We start from the raw sequence: 14,708 nt of genomic DNA on the forward strand, positions 1-14,708 counted from the left end.
GGAAACCCTGGCCCGAGGCCCCGGGACCATTAGGTCGATGCCTGTATCGTTCGAAGTCAGGAACCTCTTCGGTTCCGCTACAGGAGCGATCATGGCTGACAAATCCCCCCGTCAAGCAGCATCCAAGAAGTCCGGCAAATCCATCAAGGAAAAGCGGGCCGACAAGAGGACCGTTGCAGCGCCGCCCAGCTCTTTGGACAAGGCCACCAGCTCCAAGCCGGCGAGCCCCAAAAAGAAGTGAGCGGCGCCTTGAGCCACCTCACCCTCGGAGTCCTCTCCAGCACGCGGAAGCCGGACGAGCGGCGCCTTCCGATCCACCCCCTCCACCTGGACCGCGTCGCACCGGAACTCCGGCAGCAGCTGATCCTGGAAGAGGGCTACGGCGAGCGTTTCGGCGTTTCCGACGACCACCTGGCACCGCTCGTGGGGCGCATCGTGCCGCGCACGCAGCTGCTCGCGGAGGCCGACGTTGTCCTCCTGCCCAAGCCGCAGCCCGAAGACCTGGCCGAACTCCGGGACGGGCAGGTCCTCTGGGGCTGGCCGCACTGCGTCCAGGACCGGGCCATCACCCAGCTGGCGATCGACAAGAAGCTCACGCTGATCGCCTTCGAGGCGATGAACCACTGGGCCAGCGACGGCGGCTTCGGCCTGCACGTGTTCCACAAGAACAACGAACTGGCCGGCTACTGCTCCGTGCTGCACGCCCTGGCGCTGACCGGTTCCACCGGCGTCTATGGCCGGCGCCTGAGCGCCGTGGTGATCGGCTTCGGGGCCACTGCCCGCGGCGCGGTCACTGCCCTCAACGCCCACGGCATCCACGATGTCCAGGTGTTGACCAACCGCGGCGTCGCCGCCGTGGGCTCCCCCATCCATTCGGTACGGATCGCGCAGTTCGACCACGCCGGCAAGGCGCCGTTCCTCAGCGAGGTCATCACCGAGCGCGGCCGTGTGCCGCTGGCGCCGTTCCTCGCCGAGAGCGACATCGTGGTCAACTGCACGCTGCAGGACCCCAACGCGCCGCTGACCTACCTGCGGACCGAGGACCTGGACGCGTTCAAGCCCGGCAGCCTGATCGTGGACGTGTCCTGCGACGAGGGCATGGGGTTCAGCTGGGCGAAGACCACCACGTTCGCCGAGCCGATGTTCCAGGTGGGCGACCACATCGACTACTACGCGGTGGACCACAGCCCCTCCTACCTGTGGAACGCCTCCAGCTGGGAAATCAGCGAGGCGCTGCTGCCGTTCCTGGCCACCGTGGTTGCCGGTCCCGAGGCCTGGGCCGGGAACGAGACCATCCGCCGCGCGATTGAAATCCGCGAGGGAGTGGTGATCAACCCGGATGTGCTGCAGTTCCAGCAGCGGCAGGCGGAGTACCCGCACGCCCCGCTGGGCGGCTAGGCACTTTTGCCGCGTCCGGGACTCACAGTGTGGCGGCTGCCGGCCGGCCGCCGGGGGTCCCGGCCCCTTGGCCGGCCCCCTTCCGGACGATCCGCACCAGGCGCCGCCGGTCTTTCAGGTCTACCCTGAGCATCAGCTGATCACGCCGTGCCAGCACGACGGCGACCGTCGCGGCGGCGAGCGCCGGCACCCCGCCGGAGACCATGATGGCGGTGTGCGGGTCCACGTGCTCGGCCAGCCAGCCGATCATCGGGCCGCCGATCGCCTGGCCGCCGATCAGCACCATGATGTACAGGCTCATCACGCGGCCGCGGATGGCCATGTTGGAGCTGATCTGGACCAGCTGGTTGGCCGCGGTGAGGAACATCAGGCACCAGAAACCGGCCGCCACCATGGCCGCCCCGAACCACACCATGGACGGCGCGAGGGCCGCGAGGCAGAGCATGAGGCCGTACATGCCGGCGCCCAGCATCACCGAGCGCAGCCGCAGTTCGCGCCGCCGCGCAGAGGTGACCGCCCCGGCCAATGCGCCCAGTGCCACCAGCGCGTTCAGCAGGCCGTAGCCGCCGGCCCCGACGTCGTACACGTGGTCCGCGAACGCGGCCAGCAGCACCGGCAGGCTCATGGCGAACACCGCGATGAAGCCGGCCATGAGCCAGGGCCAGTAGATGGTCGGCTTGCTCAGCGCATAATCCAGGCCCTCCCGGAGCATGCCCTTGCGCTTGGGGGCCGGGGCGCTGACGTGCAGCTGGTCCTTGCGGAGCGTGAGCAGCATCGCGACCGTGGAGCAGCAGGCCACGGCGTTGGCGGCGAAGGCCCAGCCGGCGCCCACCGCGGTGAGCAGCAGCCCGGCGACGGCCGGGCCGATCAGGCCGCCGAGCTGGAAGGTGGTGGAGTTCACGCTGATGGCGTTCCGCAGGTACAGCGGCCCCACGAGCTCATTGACGAAGACCTGCCGGGCGGGCTGGTCCAGGACCGTGACCAGGCCCAGGGCCAGCGCGATGGCGTAGACGTGCCGGACTTCGATCTGCTGGCTCAGGGCCAGCACCGCGAGGATCGCGGCCAGTACCGCGGCGACGGACTGGCACAGCATGAGGATCTTCCGCTTCGCGAAGCGGTCCGCCATCATCCCCGCCCACGGCCCGAGGAACAGTGAGGGCAGGAACTGCAGCGCCACGGTGATGCCGACGGCGGTGATGGAGCCCGAGAGCTCCAGGACCAGCCAGTCCTGGGCGATCCGCTGCATCCAGAGCGCGATCACGGCGATGAAGTGGCCGATCGCGAAGATGCGGAAGTTGCGCACCCGGAGGGAAATGAAGGTGTGGCGCCACGGGAGGCGCTGGGTGACGACGGCGATCGGTTGCGTAATGGTGTCCGGTAGTGGGGTCGCGTTGGCCTGTAACGGCGGTGGGGGTGCCACGGATAGTCCTCAAGGGAGCGGGTGTGCGGGGATGGCCTTAACGCTAAGCTGGCCCGGACAGATTGTGGAAGCTTATTCACCACATAACTCGCATTACAAAACGCAATATACCGCGCGGCCGCACTCCCCCGCGGCGCCCGCCCAGGAGGCCGCATGTTCGAACCAGCCCAGCTCCGCTCCTTCCTGGCCGTGGCGGAAACGCTGAGCTTCACCAAGGCCGCCGAAAGGCTGGGCCTCGCGCAGCCCACCGTGAGCCAGCACGTCCGCAAGCTCGAGGCCGCCGCGAAACGGGTCCTGGTGGCGCGCGACACCCGTGATGTGCGCCTGACGGACAACGGCGACGCGATGGCCGGATTTGCCCGCAGCATCCTCTCCGCCCATGACGCCGCCGCCCGTTACTTCTCCGGATCGGCCATGCGCGGACGCCTGCGGTTCGGCACCGCCGACGATCTGGCCATCACCGGGCTCCCCCGCATCCTCCGGGAGTTCCGCCAGGTCTATCCCCAGATCAACCTGGAACTGACCGTGGGCCAGAGCGACCAGCTCTACAAGAAGCTGAACGCGGGCCAGCTGGACCTGGTCTTCGTCAAATGGGTGGCCGGGGCCAAGGACGGCACGGTGGTCCAGCAGGATTCCTTCGCCTGGGTGGGCCTGGAGCAGACCGTGCTGGACCCGAACGAGTCCGTGCCGCTGATCGCCTACCCGTCGCCGAGCCTGAGCCGGAAGCTCGCCATTGACGCCCTCGAATCCACCGGCCGGACCTGGCGCATCACGTGCACCACACGGCAGATCAGCGGCGTGCTGGCGGCCGTCCGGGCGGGCATCGGCGTCGCCGTCATGCCGTCCTCGCTGGTGCCGGACGATCTGAGGATCATCACCCGGCGTTTCGACCTGCCGGCCGTGGGCGACGTCGATTTCACGCTGATCCGCAACCCGCTGGCTAATACCGAGGTCATTGAGGCCCTCACCCAGTCGATCGTGGGCCGGACCCTGAAGCGCGCCGTCTGAAGTACTTCACCGCGAGGTCCAATACGTGTGCTGACGGATTAACCACTCGGAGGATGTACTTAGCCTGGCCATTGATCACTCGTGGTCCGTGACCTATCCTGAAAACGTTGAAGGTCAAGCAGAGGCCCATGACAACGATTCGAAGAACACGAACGCTGTCCGATGCCACTGCCATGGGGCGGCGGCGCGGGGCGTTCGGGATAGGCCGACAATGACGCCAGCCACAGACCGACCACATGCTTCCACAGCGCCGGGCCCCCACCGGGCTGCACCGCTTCCCCCTCTGGTTCCGGCCGCCCATCGGGGCGCCCCGGCCCAGCATCCCGGCCGGCTGCGGCTCGACCCGCACCGGGCCTTCCCGGCCGACGGCGACTACGTCGGCAGCCCCGACTGCGAACACTGCGGCACCGACGAATTCATCTTCCTGGAGACGTTTGTCCCGGCAACGCACCGGCGGGACGGTTCCGTCAGCCGGCTGGGTGAGGTCACCTACTTCTGCTCGGGTTGCGACGACTTTTCCGCCCACGCGGTGCCAGCGACCTGGGCGCCTCCCGGCTGGTACTTCGGCTGAGTCGCCGGCAACCAGCCCTTAAACCGAACGAGCCGGGCGGCCACCATTGGAGGGTGGCCGCCCGGCTCGTTCTGTTGGGTCTGACCCCTGGCGGAAGCCGCTAGATCAGGCCGTCCGAGATGTGGTTCGGGGTACCGAAGCGGTGCGCCGTGATGCTGATGGCCTGTTCGTGCAGGAACGGCAGCAGCTCGACGCGGCCGGCCTCGGTGACCGGGTGGAAGTAGATGGCCAGGTCAGGGCGCCCGCCGGTGGCTTCGGCCAGCGCCTTCGGGTCCCCGCCGATCAGCCGGATCCGGCCGCCGGACAGCCGGCCAGCCTCGGCCAGGCCGCGCGCGGTCACCAGCCACTCGGCGTCGTTCTCCACAGTGATTTCGATGCCGAGACCGGACAGCACGGTGTTCAGCTGCGCGGGCAGCCCGACGGCGGTGGACACGGTCAGCGCCGAGCCCGCCTGGGCCCCGGCGGCCACGGTCCGGACCAGGTGGCCCAGGGGTTCGCCCTCGGAGAGCCGCACCGTGACCGGCAGCGACCGGTACCGGAAGATGTTCCGTTCGGCGCTCAGGCCGGAGACGTCCTGGGCGGTGCCGAACTCCTCCGCCCAGGCCGTGGCGTCGGAGGCCAGGGCGCGCTGCAGCATCTGCAGTTCCTCGGCGGCCAGAACTGACTTAGCGGCGTTTTGGATCCGGCGGACACCGGCGTGCGCCGGGGTTGCGCCGGCGGTGCTGGCCCGGCTGGTCCACTCGCCGAGGCCGACGAGGTAGTTGGGCCCGCCGGCCTTGGTGCCGGCGCCGACGGCGGATTTCTTCCAGCCGCCGAAGGGCTGGCGCTGGACGATCGCGCCGGTGATGCCACGGTTGACGTAGAGGTTGCCGGCCTGGACGGTGTCCAGCCAGATCCCCAGCTCGTCCGTGCTGAGCGAGTGCAGGCCGGACGTGAGGCCGTAGTCGATCTGGTTCTGGATGGCGATGGCTTCCTCCAGGGTGTCCGCGGTCATGACGCCGAGCACCGGTCCGAAGAATTCGGTGAGGTGGAAGTAGGACCCGCGGCGGACGCCGTGACGGACGCCGGGGCTCCAGAGCCTGCCGGTTTCATCGAGCTTCTTCGGCTCGACGGCCCAGCTTTCGCCTTCGCCGAGTGTGGTGAGGGCGTTGAGGAGCTTGCCGTTCGCGGGTTCGATGATCGGACCCATCTGGCTGGCGGGATCCTCCGGGTAGCCGACCTTCAGCGAAGTGACGGCATCGATCAGCTGGTTGTGGAAACGCTTCGATTTCGCCACGGAGCCGACGAGGATCACGAGCGAGGCGGCGGAGCACTTCTGGCCGGCGTGGCCGAACGCGGAGTACGCGACGTCCTTGGCCGCGAGGTCCAGGTCCGCGCTCGGGGTGACGATGATGGCGTTCTTGCCGCTCGTCTCGGCCAGGAGGGGCAGATCCTTGCGGAAGGAGCGGAACAGCTCGGCCGTCTCGTAGCCGCCGGTCAGGATGACCCGGTCCACCGAGGGGTGCGAGATCAGCTGCTGGCCGAGCTCACGCTCGCCCAGTTGGACCAGGGTGAGCACCTCGCGGGGCACACCGGCCTCCCACAGTGCCTCGATCATGACGGCGCCGCTGCGGCGGGCCTGCTTGGCGGGCTTGATCACGACGGCGGAGCCGGCGGCAAGGGCAGCGAGGGTAGAGCCGGCCGGGATGGCCACCGGGAAGTTCCACGGCGGGGTTACCACGGTGAGCTTCGCGGGGACAAAGGTGGCGCCGTCGACGTCGTCGAGCTTGCGGGCTGACTCGGCGTAGTAGTGCGCGAAGTCGACAGCCTCGCTGATCTCGGGGTCGCCCTGGTCGATCGTCTTGCCGGTTTCGCTGGCCATGACCTCGAGGAGGTCCGCGCGGCGGGCTTCGAGGACGTCGCCGGCGCGGTGCAGGATCACCGCACGCTCGGCACCGGAGAGCGCACCCCAGGCCTTGCCCTTCTCGACGGCGGTGTCGATCACGGTGTTCAGGGTTGCGGCGTCGTTGATCGTGGCCGCTTCGACGGCGGCGTTGCCGAGTGTGGAAGCCGTGACGCGGCCCAGGATGGCGCGGCCCCAGTCGCGGTTGGCGGGCAGCGAGGGGTCGGTGTCCGGGGTGTTCTCGAAGGAGTCGTGGGGCATCGGCACGGCCGGGAGGCTGCGGTTCTGCCGGCGGTTGGGCGGCGGGACCTCGTCGTCGAGCTTGGCGAGGGAGGCGAGGAAGCGCTGCTTCTCACGCTCGAAGAGTGATTGGTTCTCACTGAGTTCGAAGACTGCGGACATGAAGTTGTCCTGGCTGGCGCCCTCTTCGAGGCGGCGGATCAGGTAGGCGATCGCGACGTCGAACTCGGCCGGGTGGACCACCGGGGTGTAGAGCAGGAGGGAGCCGACGTCCTTCTTGACGGCCTCGGCCTGGCCCTGGGCCATGCCGAGCAGCATCTCGAATTCGATGCCGGATTCCACGCCGCGCTGCTTGGCCAGGAGCCAGGCGAAGGCGATGTCGAAAAGGTTGTGGCCGGCGACGCCGATGCGGATGTTGCCGATCCGGTCCGGGTGCAGCGAGTAGTTGATGACCCGCTTGTAGTTGGTGTCAGAGTCCTGCTTGGTGCCCCAGGTGGCGAGCGGCCAGTCGTGCAGGGAGGCTTCGACCTGTTCCATCGGCAGGTTGGCGCCCTTGACGACGCGGACCTTGATCGCGGCGCCGCCGTCGGCGCGGCGGGCGGCGGCCCAGTCCTGGAGGCGGATCATGGCGGCGAGGGCGTCCGGGAGGTAGGCCTGCAGCACGATGCCGGCCTCCAGGTTCGTGAACTCGGGCTTGTCCAGGATCCGGGTGAAGACCGCGATGGTCATGTCCAGGTCCTTGTATTCCTCCATGTCAAGGTTAATGAACTTGGCATTCTGTCCGCTGCCGGCGAAGGAGGCGGCGCGGGTGAAGAGCGGGGTGAGCTTCTCGACCACATGCTCGACGGCCTCGTCGAAGGCCCAGGCCGAGTGCGGTGCCACGGTGGAGGAGACCTTGATCGAGACGTAGTCGACGTCGGTCCGGGAAAGCAGTGCGTGCGTGCCCTCGAGCCGGCGGGAGGCCTCGTGCTCGCCGAGCACAGCCTCGCCGAGGAGGTTGACGTTGAGCTTGATGCCGTCCTTGCGAATCTTGGCAATGGCCGGGCCCAGCTTGGAGTCCGTGGCGTCGACGATGAGGTGGCCGACCATTTCGCGGAGCACGCGGCGGGCGATCGGGATGACCACCTGGGGCAGGACCGGGGCCATGGTGCCGCCAAGGCGGACGGCGCCGCGCATGTACCAGGGCAGGAACGCCGGGACCTTCGGAGCCAGGGCGGCGAGGTTGCGGGCGGCGACCTGCAGGTCTTCGGGACGGACGACGCCGTCGACGAACCCGACCGTGAAGTCGAGCCCGTTCGGGTCCTTCAGGACACCTGCGAGCTGTTCGGCGGAGGCGTCAACGGGGACCTGCGCGGCTTCGGTGAGCCAGTGGCGGACCAGCGCGATGGTGTCCTCGGCGAGGGATGCGGCTTCAAGGACCGGGGAGCCTTCCGAGACGGCGGCATGCTCGGCCACATTGCCGGAGGTCACGCCGGAGTCCGTTGAAATGTTGGTCATGGTGGTACTCGTTCTTCCTCGAGATATGGACCGTTCTAAGACTCAGTATGCGACCGGATTTTCATAAGATAAAGCGATGTTTTCTGAGCAATACAAGTTAGAAAAATCGAACGATTCGGACGCCGCCCGAACGTTCGGAAAATCCGCGGATTGTCGCGGCTAAACAGGTCAGGCAGGCCCGTCCGCCACCCGCCGGTTGCGCTATCAATTGTGGTTCCCAAAAGCCGGAATGGGGACCGTGAGTGATAGCGCAACGGGGGCGGGGGTGGTGAGCCTGCCGGATTCCCGCGGGAACGGTCAGTCGATATGGCGGTGCATCTCCACGATCTCTTCATGCCGGGGGCTGTCCGGGTTCATCAGGGAGTGCTTGCGGCCGTAGGTGAAGTAGATGATCAGGCCGATGACCAGCCAGACGCCGAAGCGCAGCCAGGTCTCCCAGTGCAGCTGGAGCATCAGGAACCCCGAGGCCAGCACGCCGAAGGCCGGAACCAGCGGCATGAGCGGCAGCCGGAAGGTCCGCGGGGCGTCGGGCCTCTTGTAGCGGAATACGATCACGGAGAAGCAGACGACGACGAACGCGGCCAGGATGCCGATGTTGGTCAGGTCGGCGACGGCCTTGATCGGGAAGACGCCGGCCAGCAGGGCCGACGCGACCCCGGCGATCCAGGTGACACGCTGCGGGGTGCCGTGGCGGTCCGTCTTGGCGAACCAGCCGGGGAGCAGCCCGTCGCGGCTCATCGAGAACCAGACGCGCGTGACGCCGAGCAGGAAGGTGAGCATCACGGTCAGGATGGACAGCACGGCGAAGACCGAGATGATGGTGGCGATGACCGGCAGGCCCACGCTGTTGAAGGCGGAGGCGAACCCGGCCTTGGGGTCGATCTCCTGGTAGTTCTGCATGCCGGTGAGCACCAGGGTGGCGGCCACGTACAGGATCATGGCGATGATGAGGGAGAGGATGATGGCCTTCGGCATGTGCTTCTTGCCGTCGGTCGCTTCCTCGGCGGCGGTGCTCATGGCGTCGTAACCGAACACGGCGAAGAACACCGTGGCCGCGCCCGCCACTACCGGCCCGAAGCCGCTGGGCATGAACGGGTTGTAGTTGCCCGTGTCGATGTAGAAGATGCCGAGCCCGATGATGAACAAGATCAGCACGACCTTGATCGCGACGGCCACGAGCTCGAAGCGGCCGAAGGCCTTGGTGCCCCGCGACAGGATCCAGGTCACGAGGAGGCAGACCGCGATCGCAGGGATGTTCACGATGCCGCCGGTGCCTTCATCCGGCGTCGACGTCATCCAGGCGGGCATGTGGACGCCGATGCCCGTAAGGAACGCATCGAAGTAGCCGGAAATGCCGATCGCCACCACCGCCACAATGGCGATGTACTCGAGCAGGAGGTCCCAGCCGATGAACCAGCCGATGATTTCGCCGAGCGCCACGTAACCATAGGTGTAGGCGGAGCCGGCCCGCGGGATCATGCCCGCGAATTCCGCGTAGGACAGTGCGGCAGCGGCCGAGGCCAGGCCCGCGATCAGGAAGGAAATCAGCACGGCCGGGCCGACTCCGGGTTCGGTCTCGCTGCCGTGGGCAACCAGACCGGCAAGCGAGAAGATGCCGACGCCGATGATGCCGCCGACGCCGATGGCCGTCAGCTGCCAGAGCCCGAGGCTCTTGAACAATCCGCTGTGTTTGTTCTCTTCTTCAATGTCGTCGATGGGCTTGCGCCTCATGATCGACTGGCTCATGTCTTTGGTCTTCATCAAGGACTCCTGCTTCGATGTGGCCCATCATTCCGCTCTGTGATGGGGGTTTCTCAGTGAGAACAGTATGCAAGCGTGGTTCCGTTAGATAAAGTGAATTCTCCTAATCAATAAGCATTAGAATTCACAAAGGATCGTGATGCTCGACGTCCGGCGATTGCGCCTGCTGCGCGAACTGAAAATCCGGGGCACCCTGGCGGAGGTCGCCGAGGCGCTCCAGTACAGCCCGTCGTCGGTCTCGCAGCAGCTGGCGCTGCTGGAAAAAGAGGCCGGAGTGGAGCTGTTGCGGAAGACAGGACGCCGCGTCCAGCTCACGCCGCAGGCCGAGGTTCTGGTGGCGCACACGGCCCAGCTGCTGGAGACGATCGAACAGGCGGAGGCGGACCTGGCGGCGTCGCTCACCACAGTGACCGGGACCGTGCGGATCGCCGTCTTCCAGTCGGCGGCACTGGCGCTTATGCCCGACGCCCTGACCCGGATGTCGTCCAGCTACCCCGAGGTCCGGATCGAAATGACGCAACGCGAACCCGAAACGGCCCTCCACGAGACGTGGGCCCGGGACTTCGACCTGGTCATCGCCGAGCAGTACCCAGGCCATGCCGCGCCCCGCTACGCCGAATTGGACCGCATCCGGCTGACGAGCGACGCGATCAGGCTCGCCGTCCCGCCGCCGTCGGCCGGCCGGCCCGCCGTGACCTCCCTCGCGGACACCGCGGAGCTGGCCTGGGTCATGGAGCCGCGTGGCGCGGCGTCGCGGCACTGGGCCGAACAGGCGTGCCGCAGCGCCGGCTTTGAACCCGACGTCCGGTTCGAGACGGCCGACCTGCAGGCGCAGATCCGGCTGATCGAGTCCGGAAACGCAGTGGCGCTGATGCCGGACCTCGTCTGGACCGGCCGGGGAACGACGGCCCAGCTGATCAACCTCCCCGGCGATCCGCACCGGACGGTCTTCACGTCCGTGCGGCGCTCCAGCGCGAAGCGGCCCGCCATCCTGGCGGCCCGGGAGATCCTGGCCGAGACCGCGGCGTCCATCTCCCCCGCAGTTGCCTCGGCGGCGGACTAGGCAAGTGTTCGCTGGCTCACAGCGCCAGAAGGGCCCCGGCGCTAGACTGGTCACGTTATGAATCGCACACTATTCAAATCCAAGATCCACCGCGCCACGGTCACGCACGCGGACCTCCACTATGTCGGTTCCGTCACCGTGGACCTGGATCTGCTGGAGGCCGCCGACATCCTCCCCGGTGAGCTCGTAGCGATTGTCGACGTCACCAACGGCGCCAGGCTGGAGACCTACACAATAGCCGGCGAGCGCGGAACAGGGGTGATCGGGATCAACGGCGCCGCCGCCCACCTGATGCACGAGAACGACATCGTCATCCTGATCACCTATGCCCAGATGACCACGGAAGAGGCCAAGGCCTTCACCCCCAAGGTGGTCCATGTGGACAAGGACAACAAGATCGTCCAGATCGGCAATGATCCGGCCGAGGGCCACACGCCCGGGCTCGTGCGGCCGCCGCATGCGTTGAACAACGCCGCGCTGAACTGACCTAGCCACCGCCCGGCGCCGGGCGTCCATCCGGGCGCCGGTGCGGACTTGCTCACGGACTCGCGCCGTAACAGGCGCAGGGCGCGAATAAGGCTGATTACTCTGGGAAGGTGACCACCACCTATTCCCCGCACCCTCCGCACCGGACCGCCGCGTGCTAGGGGTACTCGCCGGGTTCTTCGTGGTCTGGTGCATCATCCTGGTGGGCATGTTCGTGGGGCGGCGCGGTATCCTCGGCGAGAACGCCCGCTCCGTGCTTAGCGCGCTGACATTCTTCGTCGCCAGCCCCGCGTTGCTGTTCGAGACGCTCAGCAAGGCCAAACTGCACGACGTCTTCGCCGCACCGCTGCTGGTGACGGCATTCGGAGCAGTCGCGACGGCGGCGATTTTCTTCTGCATCGTCAAGTTGCTCCTCAAACGCTCCCTGCCGGAGTCCCTCATGTCCGCCATGAGCGCCTCGCTCGCCAACTCCGCCAACCTCGGCATTCCCATTGCCGTGTTCGTGCTGGGCGATGCCAGCTACGTCGCGCCGCTGCTCATCTTCCAGCTCGCCTTCTTCACGCCGTTGTTCCTGATGGCCCTCGACGCCACCACCAGCGCGCACCGGACCACTCCGCTGGGGTTCGTGCTGATGATCCTGCGGAATCCGATGATCGTGGGTACCGGGCTGGGCCTCCTCGTGGCAGGGACCGGATGGCAGGTCCCCGAGCTGGTGATGCAGCCGATCCACCTGATCGGCGGCGCCGCAATCCCGGCCATGCTGATCGCCTTCGGCATGAGCCTGAACGGTTCCCGGCCGCTGCAGGCCTCGGCCGGCCGCCGACTGGACACCTTGCTGGCCAGCGGCTTCAAACTGATCGTGCACCCGTTACTGGCCTACGTGTTCGCCCGCTTTGCCCTCGGCATGGAGGGTCAGGCGCTCTTCGCCGTTGTGGTCACCTCGGCCCTGCCTACGGCGCAGAACGTGTTCGTCGCCGCCAGCCGCTACCGGACCGGCCTCACCGTCGCCAAGGACACCGTGCTGATCACGACGATCGTGGCCGTGCCGGCCATGATCGGTGTTGCACTGCTCCTCGCCTGACGCCCGCCCGGCGCCGCGCCCCACACCAACTGCGCCCCACACCTTCGGAGGACCCATGCAAACCAACCTGGACACCATAGTCGTCGGAGGCGGGGCCATGGGCTCGGCGGCTGCCTGGGCGCTGGCCGGCCGGGGGCGGGATGTGACGTTGCTGGAACAGTTCGGCCCCGGACACCGGATCGGAGCATCCCACGGCACCACCCGGAACCTCAACCTCGGATACGCCGACCCGGCCTACGTTGCGATGCTGGCCGAGGCCGTCCCGCTGTGGGATGAGCTGGAAGCCGACAGCGGCGAGACGCTGCTGGCACGCACCGGCGTCGTGAACCACGGCACGGATCCGCGCCTGGGCGCTGTACACGATGCGCTGCTCGCGGCCGGGCTCCGGGCCGAGTACCTGGCCGCCGGCGAGGCCGCCGAACGCTGGCGGGGCATCCGCTTCGACCAGCCGGCGCTCCACATGCCGCAGGGCGGGCAGCTGAACCCCGACGTCGCGCTGCCTGCCCTCCAACGCCTCGCCTCCGAACGGGGTGCCGACATCCGGCACCACACCAAAGTGCTGCGCCTAGACGCCGGCGACGCGGGCGACGGCGGCGTCCGGCTTACCGTCGAAGCCGGCGGCCGCACCGAGGTGCTGACCGCGCGGCAGGCCATCGTCACCGCCGGCGGCTGGACCTCGAAATTGCTCGGCGGCTTCACGGACCTCCCGAGGCTCACGGTCACGCAGGAACAGCCTGCGCACTTTGCCGTCGCGGACGAGGGGGCGGTCTGGCCCGGATTCAACCACCTGCCGGGCCGGGGCGGCGAGTTCGCGGACTGGTACTCGCCCATTTACGGGATGCGGACCCCCGGCGAGGGAATCAAGGCAGGGTGGCACGGCGTGGGGCCGGTGGTGGATCCGGACCGGAGGTCGTTCAGCCCGGAGCCGGCCCAGATGGCGGCGCTTCAGAACTACGCCCGGCGCTGGCTCCCCGGCGTGGACCCGGAGTCCTTCACCGCCATCAGCTGCACGTACACCAGCACCGTGGACGAGCACTTCATCCTCGACCGGGTCGGACCCCTCGTGATCGGGGCAGGCTTCTCCGGCCACGGTTTCAAATTCACCCCGGTCGTCGGACGGATCCTTGCCGATCTGGCCACCGGGGAGGGCCCTGCGCCCGCAGTCTTCTCGGCGTCGCGCCCCGGAGTCTGCTGACCGGCACCGCGGGTAGGCTGGGACCGGTCTTAAGCCGCCCCGCGGTCAACCGGGGCAACAGCACGAATTGGGGAAGAATTTTGCACAGGGTCAGAACACGCGGCACAGCCGGGTCCGGCGCCGTCGACTGGATCGCAGCCGGTTTGGCCGGGCTGCTGCTGGTCTCCGCGACGGCCTGTGCCAGCCCCGGAGCGGCCCCGGTTGCAGCCCCGACAGCGGTCGAGAGCGCCGCATCCGCACCGGCCCCGACGGCAGAGGATGCGCCGCTGGACCCCGACACGGCCCCCGCTGCGGGCGAGGGATCAAGCGCCCCCAATCCGCAGCCTGCCTTCGCCGGCAAGGCCCTGGATGTGCTGGCCACGATCCCGGTCAAGGGCCGGGCACCCAAGACCGGGTACGACCGCGAACAGTTCGGCCAGGCCTGGGCCGACGTCGACCGCAACGGCTGTGACACGCGCAACGACGTGCTCCGCCGTGATCTGTCCGCCCTGGCCCTCAAGCCCGGCACGCGGGACTGCGTCGTCCTGTCCGGCATCCTGAACGACCCCTACACGTCGACCCTCATCAACTTCCTCCGCGGCAACAGCACCAGCAGCGCAGTGCAGATCGACCACGTCGTCGCGCTCAGCGATGCCTGGCAGAAGGGCGCGCAGCAGCTCAGCGGGGAACAGCGTCTCTCCTTCGCCAACGATCCCCTGAACCTGTTGGCGGTGGACGGCCCCGCCAACCAGCAAAAGAGCGACGGCGACGCCGCCACCTGGCTGCCGCCGAACAAGTCCTTCCGCTGCGCCTACGTGGCCCGCCAGATCTCGGTCAAGTCCAGCTACGGGCTGTGGGTGACCCAGGCGGAGCATGATGCGATGGCCCGCGTCCTGGCCGACTGCCCGGGCGCCCCGGCCCTCACGGACCAGCAGGCCCCGGCTCCCGCGGAAACGCAGGCCGCGGAAACGCCGGCGGCCGAAGCGGCTCCGCCAGCCGCCTACTTCGCGAACTGTGCCGCGGTCCGCGCGGCCGGCGCCGCCCCCATCCGGCTGGGCCAGCCCGGCTACAGCAGCAAGCTTGACGGCGACGGCGACGGCGTCGCCTGCGAGTAACGCCCACCGTCC

The 14,708-nt window shown here is 68.0% G+C and carries 12 protein-coding genes; 9 read left to right on the forward strand and 3 right to left on the reverse strand.

Going from position 1 to position 14,708, the window contains the following annotated elements; translation table 11 throughout:
- Window positions 1–91: 91 nt before the first annotated feature.
- Together ABIB51_RS14475 and ABIB51_RS14480 are read left to right on the forward strand one after the other, a co-directional pair.
- The gene (locus tag ABIB51_RS14475; RefSeq protein WP_354189162.1) at window positions 92–241 is read left to right on the forward strand and encodes a hypothetical protein; all 150 of its coding nucleotides are present in this window, start codon (window positions 92–94) and stop codon (window positions 239–241) included.
- Window positions 242–249: 8 nt separating this feature from the next.
- Window positions 250–1,398 (forward strand): N(5)-(carboxyethyl)ornithine synthase, encoded by a 1,149-nt coding sequence (locus tag ABIB51_RS14480; protein ID WP_502916139.1) that lies wholly within the window; start codon window positions 250–252, stop codon window positions 1,396–1,398.
- A 22-nt stretch (window positions 1,399–1,420) separates the two neighbouring features.
- Here the strand turns inward: ABIB51_RS14480 and ABIB51_RS14485 are convergent, their stop codons facing one another.
- Window positions 1,421–2,818 (reverse strand): MFS transporter, encoded by a 1,398-nt coding sequence (locus tag ABIB51_RS14485; protein WP_354189166.1) that lies wholly within the window; start codon window positions 2,816–2,818, stop codon window positions 1,421–1,423.
- Between the two features lie 153 nt (window positions 2,819–2,971).
- Here ABIB51_RS14485 and ABIB51_RS14490 point away from each other — a divergent pair, with 153 nt between their 5' ends.
- Together ABIB51_RS14490 and ABIB51_RS14495 are read left to right on the forward strand one after the other, a co-directional pair.
- On the forward strand, window positions 2,972–3,826 hold the full coding sequence (locus tag ABIB51_RS14490; RefSeq protein WP_354189168.1) for a LysR substrate-binding domain-containing protein: 855 nt from the start codon (window positions 2,972–2,974) through the stop codon (window positions 3,824–3,826).
- Between the two features lie 211 nt (window positions 3,827–4,037).
- Window positions 4,038–4,397 carry a hypothetical protein gene (locus ABIB51_RS14495; RefSeq protein ID WP_354189170.1) on the forward strand — a complete coding sequence of 120 codons (360 nt, stop codon included), beginning with the start codon at window positions 4,038–4,040 and terminating at the stop codon, window positions 4,395–4,397.
- Between the two features lie 100 nt (window positions 4,398–4,497).
- On the opposite strand, the gene ABIB51_RS14500 is transcribed toward ABIB51_RS14495, so the two are convergent.
- Both ABIB51_RS14500 and ABIB51_RS14505 read right to left on the reverse strand, forming a co-directional pair.
- A complete protein-coding gene (locus ABIB51_RS14500) occupies window positions 4,498–8,016 on the reverse strand; it encodes a bifunctional proline dehydrogenase/L-glutamate gamma-semialdehyde dehydrogenase (RefSeq protein WP_354189172.1) in 3,519 nt (1,172 codons plus the stop codon).
- Window positions 8,017–8,313: 297 nt separating this feature from the next.
- Window positions 8,314–9,777: an amino acid permease gene (locus ABIB51_RS14505; protein WP_354189174.1), complete on the reverse strand. Its 1,464-nt coding sequence runs from the start codon at window positions 9,775–9,777 to the stop codon at window positions 8,314–8,316.
- 139 nt (window positions 9,778–9,916) lie between these two features.
- Here ABIB51_RS14505 and ABIB51_RS14510 point away from each other — a divergent pair, with 139 nt between their 5' ends.
- The 5 genes from ABIB51_RS14510 (at window position 9,917) to ABIB51_RS14530 (ending at window position 14,696) form a co-directional block, all read left to right on the forward strand.
- Window positions 9,917–10,840 (forward strand): LysR family transcriptional regulator, encoded by a 924-nt coding sequence (locus ABIB51_RS14510; protein WP_354189214.1) that lies wholly within the window; start codon window positions 9,917–9,919, stop codon window positions 10,838–10,840.
- A gap of 57 nt (window positions 10,841–10,897) precedes the next feature.
- Window positions 10,898–11,326 (forward strand): aspartate 1-decarboxylase, encoded by a 429-nt coding sequence (panD, locus tag ABIB51_RS14515; RefSeq protein ID WP_354189176.1) that lies wholly within the window; start codon window positions 10,898–10,900, stop codon window positions 11,324–11,326.
- A gap of 154 nt (window positions 11,327–11,480) precedes the next feature.
- Entirely contained in the window at window positions 11,481–12,407 is a 927-nt protein-coding gene (locus ABIB51_RS14520; protein WP_354189178.1) for an AEC family transporter, read from the forward strand.
- Window positions 12,408–12,462: 55 nt separating this feature from the next.
- The gene (locus tag ABIB51_RS14525; protein ID WP_354189180.1) at window positions 12,463–13,602 is read left to right on the forward strand and encodes an FAD-dependent oxidoreductase; all 1,140 of its coding nucleotides are present in this window, start codon (window positions 12,463–12,465) and stop codon (window positions 13,600–13,602) included.
- A gap of 80 nt (window positions 13,603–13,682) precedes the next feature.
- Window positions 13,683–14,696, forward strand: a complete 1,014-nt coding sequence (locus tag ABIB51_RS14530) for a GmrSD restriction endonuclease domain-containing protein (RefSeq protein WP_354189182.1) — start codon at window positions 13,683–13,685, stop codon at window positions 14,694–14,696.
- Window positions 14,697–14,708: the final 12 nt, after the last annotated feature.

It is taken from the genome of Arthrobacter sp. UYCu712 (genome assembly GCF_040547005.1).
Taxonomy (GTDB): domain Bacteria; phylum Actinomycetota; class Actinomycetes; order Actinomycetales; family Micrococcaceae; genus Arthrobacter.

Excerpts from the sequence above, each read along its gene's own strand:
- ABIB51_RS14490 (WP_354189168.1), top strand. The coding sequence starts at position 2,972 with ATGTTCGAACCAGCCCAGCTCCGCTCCTTCCTGGCCGTGGCGGAAACG.
- ABIB51_RS14525 (WP_354189180.1), top strand. The coding sequence starts at position 12,463 with ATGCAAACCAACCTGGACACCATAGTCGTCGGAGGCGGGGCCATGGGC.
- ABIB51_RS14495 (WP_354189170.1), top strand. The coding sequence starts at position 4,038 with ATGACGCCAGCCACAGACCGACCACATGCTTCCACAGCGCCGGGCCCC.
- ABIB51_RS14505 (WP_354189174.1), bottom strand. The coding sequence starts at position 9,777 with ATGAAGACCAAAGACATGAGCCAGTCGATCATGAGGCGCAAGCCCATC.
- ABIB51_RS14475 (WP_354189162.1), top strand. The coding sequence starts at position 92 with ATGGCTGACAAATCCCCCCGTCAAGCAGCATCCAAGAAGTCCGGCAAA.
- panD (WP_354189176.1), top strand. The coding sequence starts at position 10,898 with ATGAATCGCACACTATTCAAATCCAAGATCCACCGCGCCACGGTCACG.
- ABIB51_RS14500 (WP_354189172.1), bottom strand. The coding sequence starts at position 8,016 with ATGACCAACATTTCAACGGACTCCGGCGTGACCTCCGGCAATGTGGCC.
- ABIB51_RS14510 (WP_354189214.1), top strand. The coding sequence starts at position 9,917 with ATGCTCGACGTCCGGCGATTGCGCCTGCTGCGCGAACTGAAAATCCGG.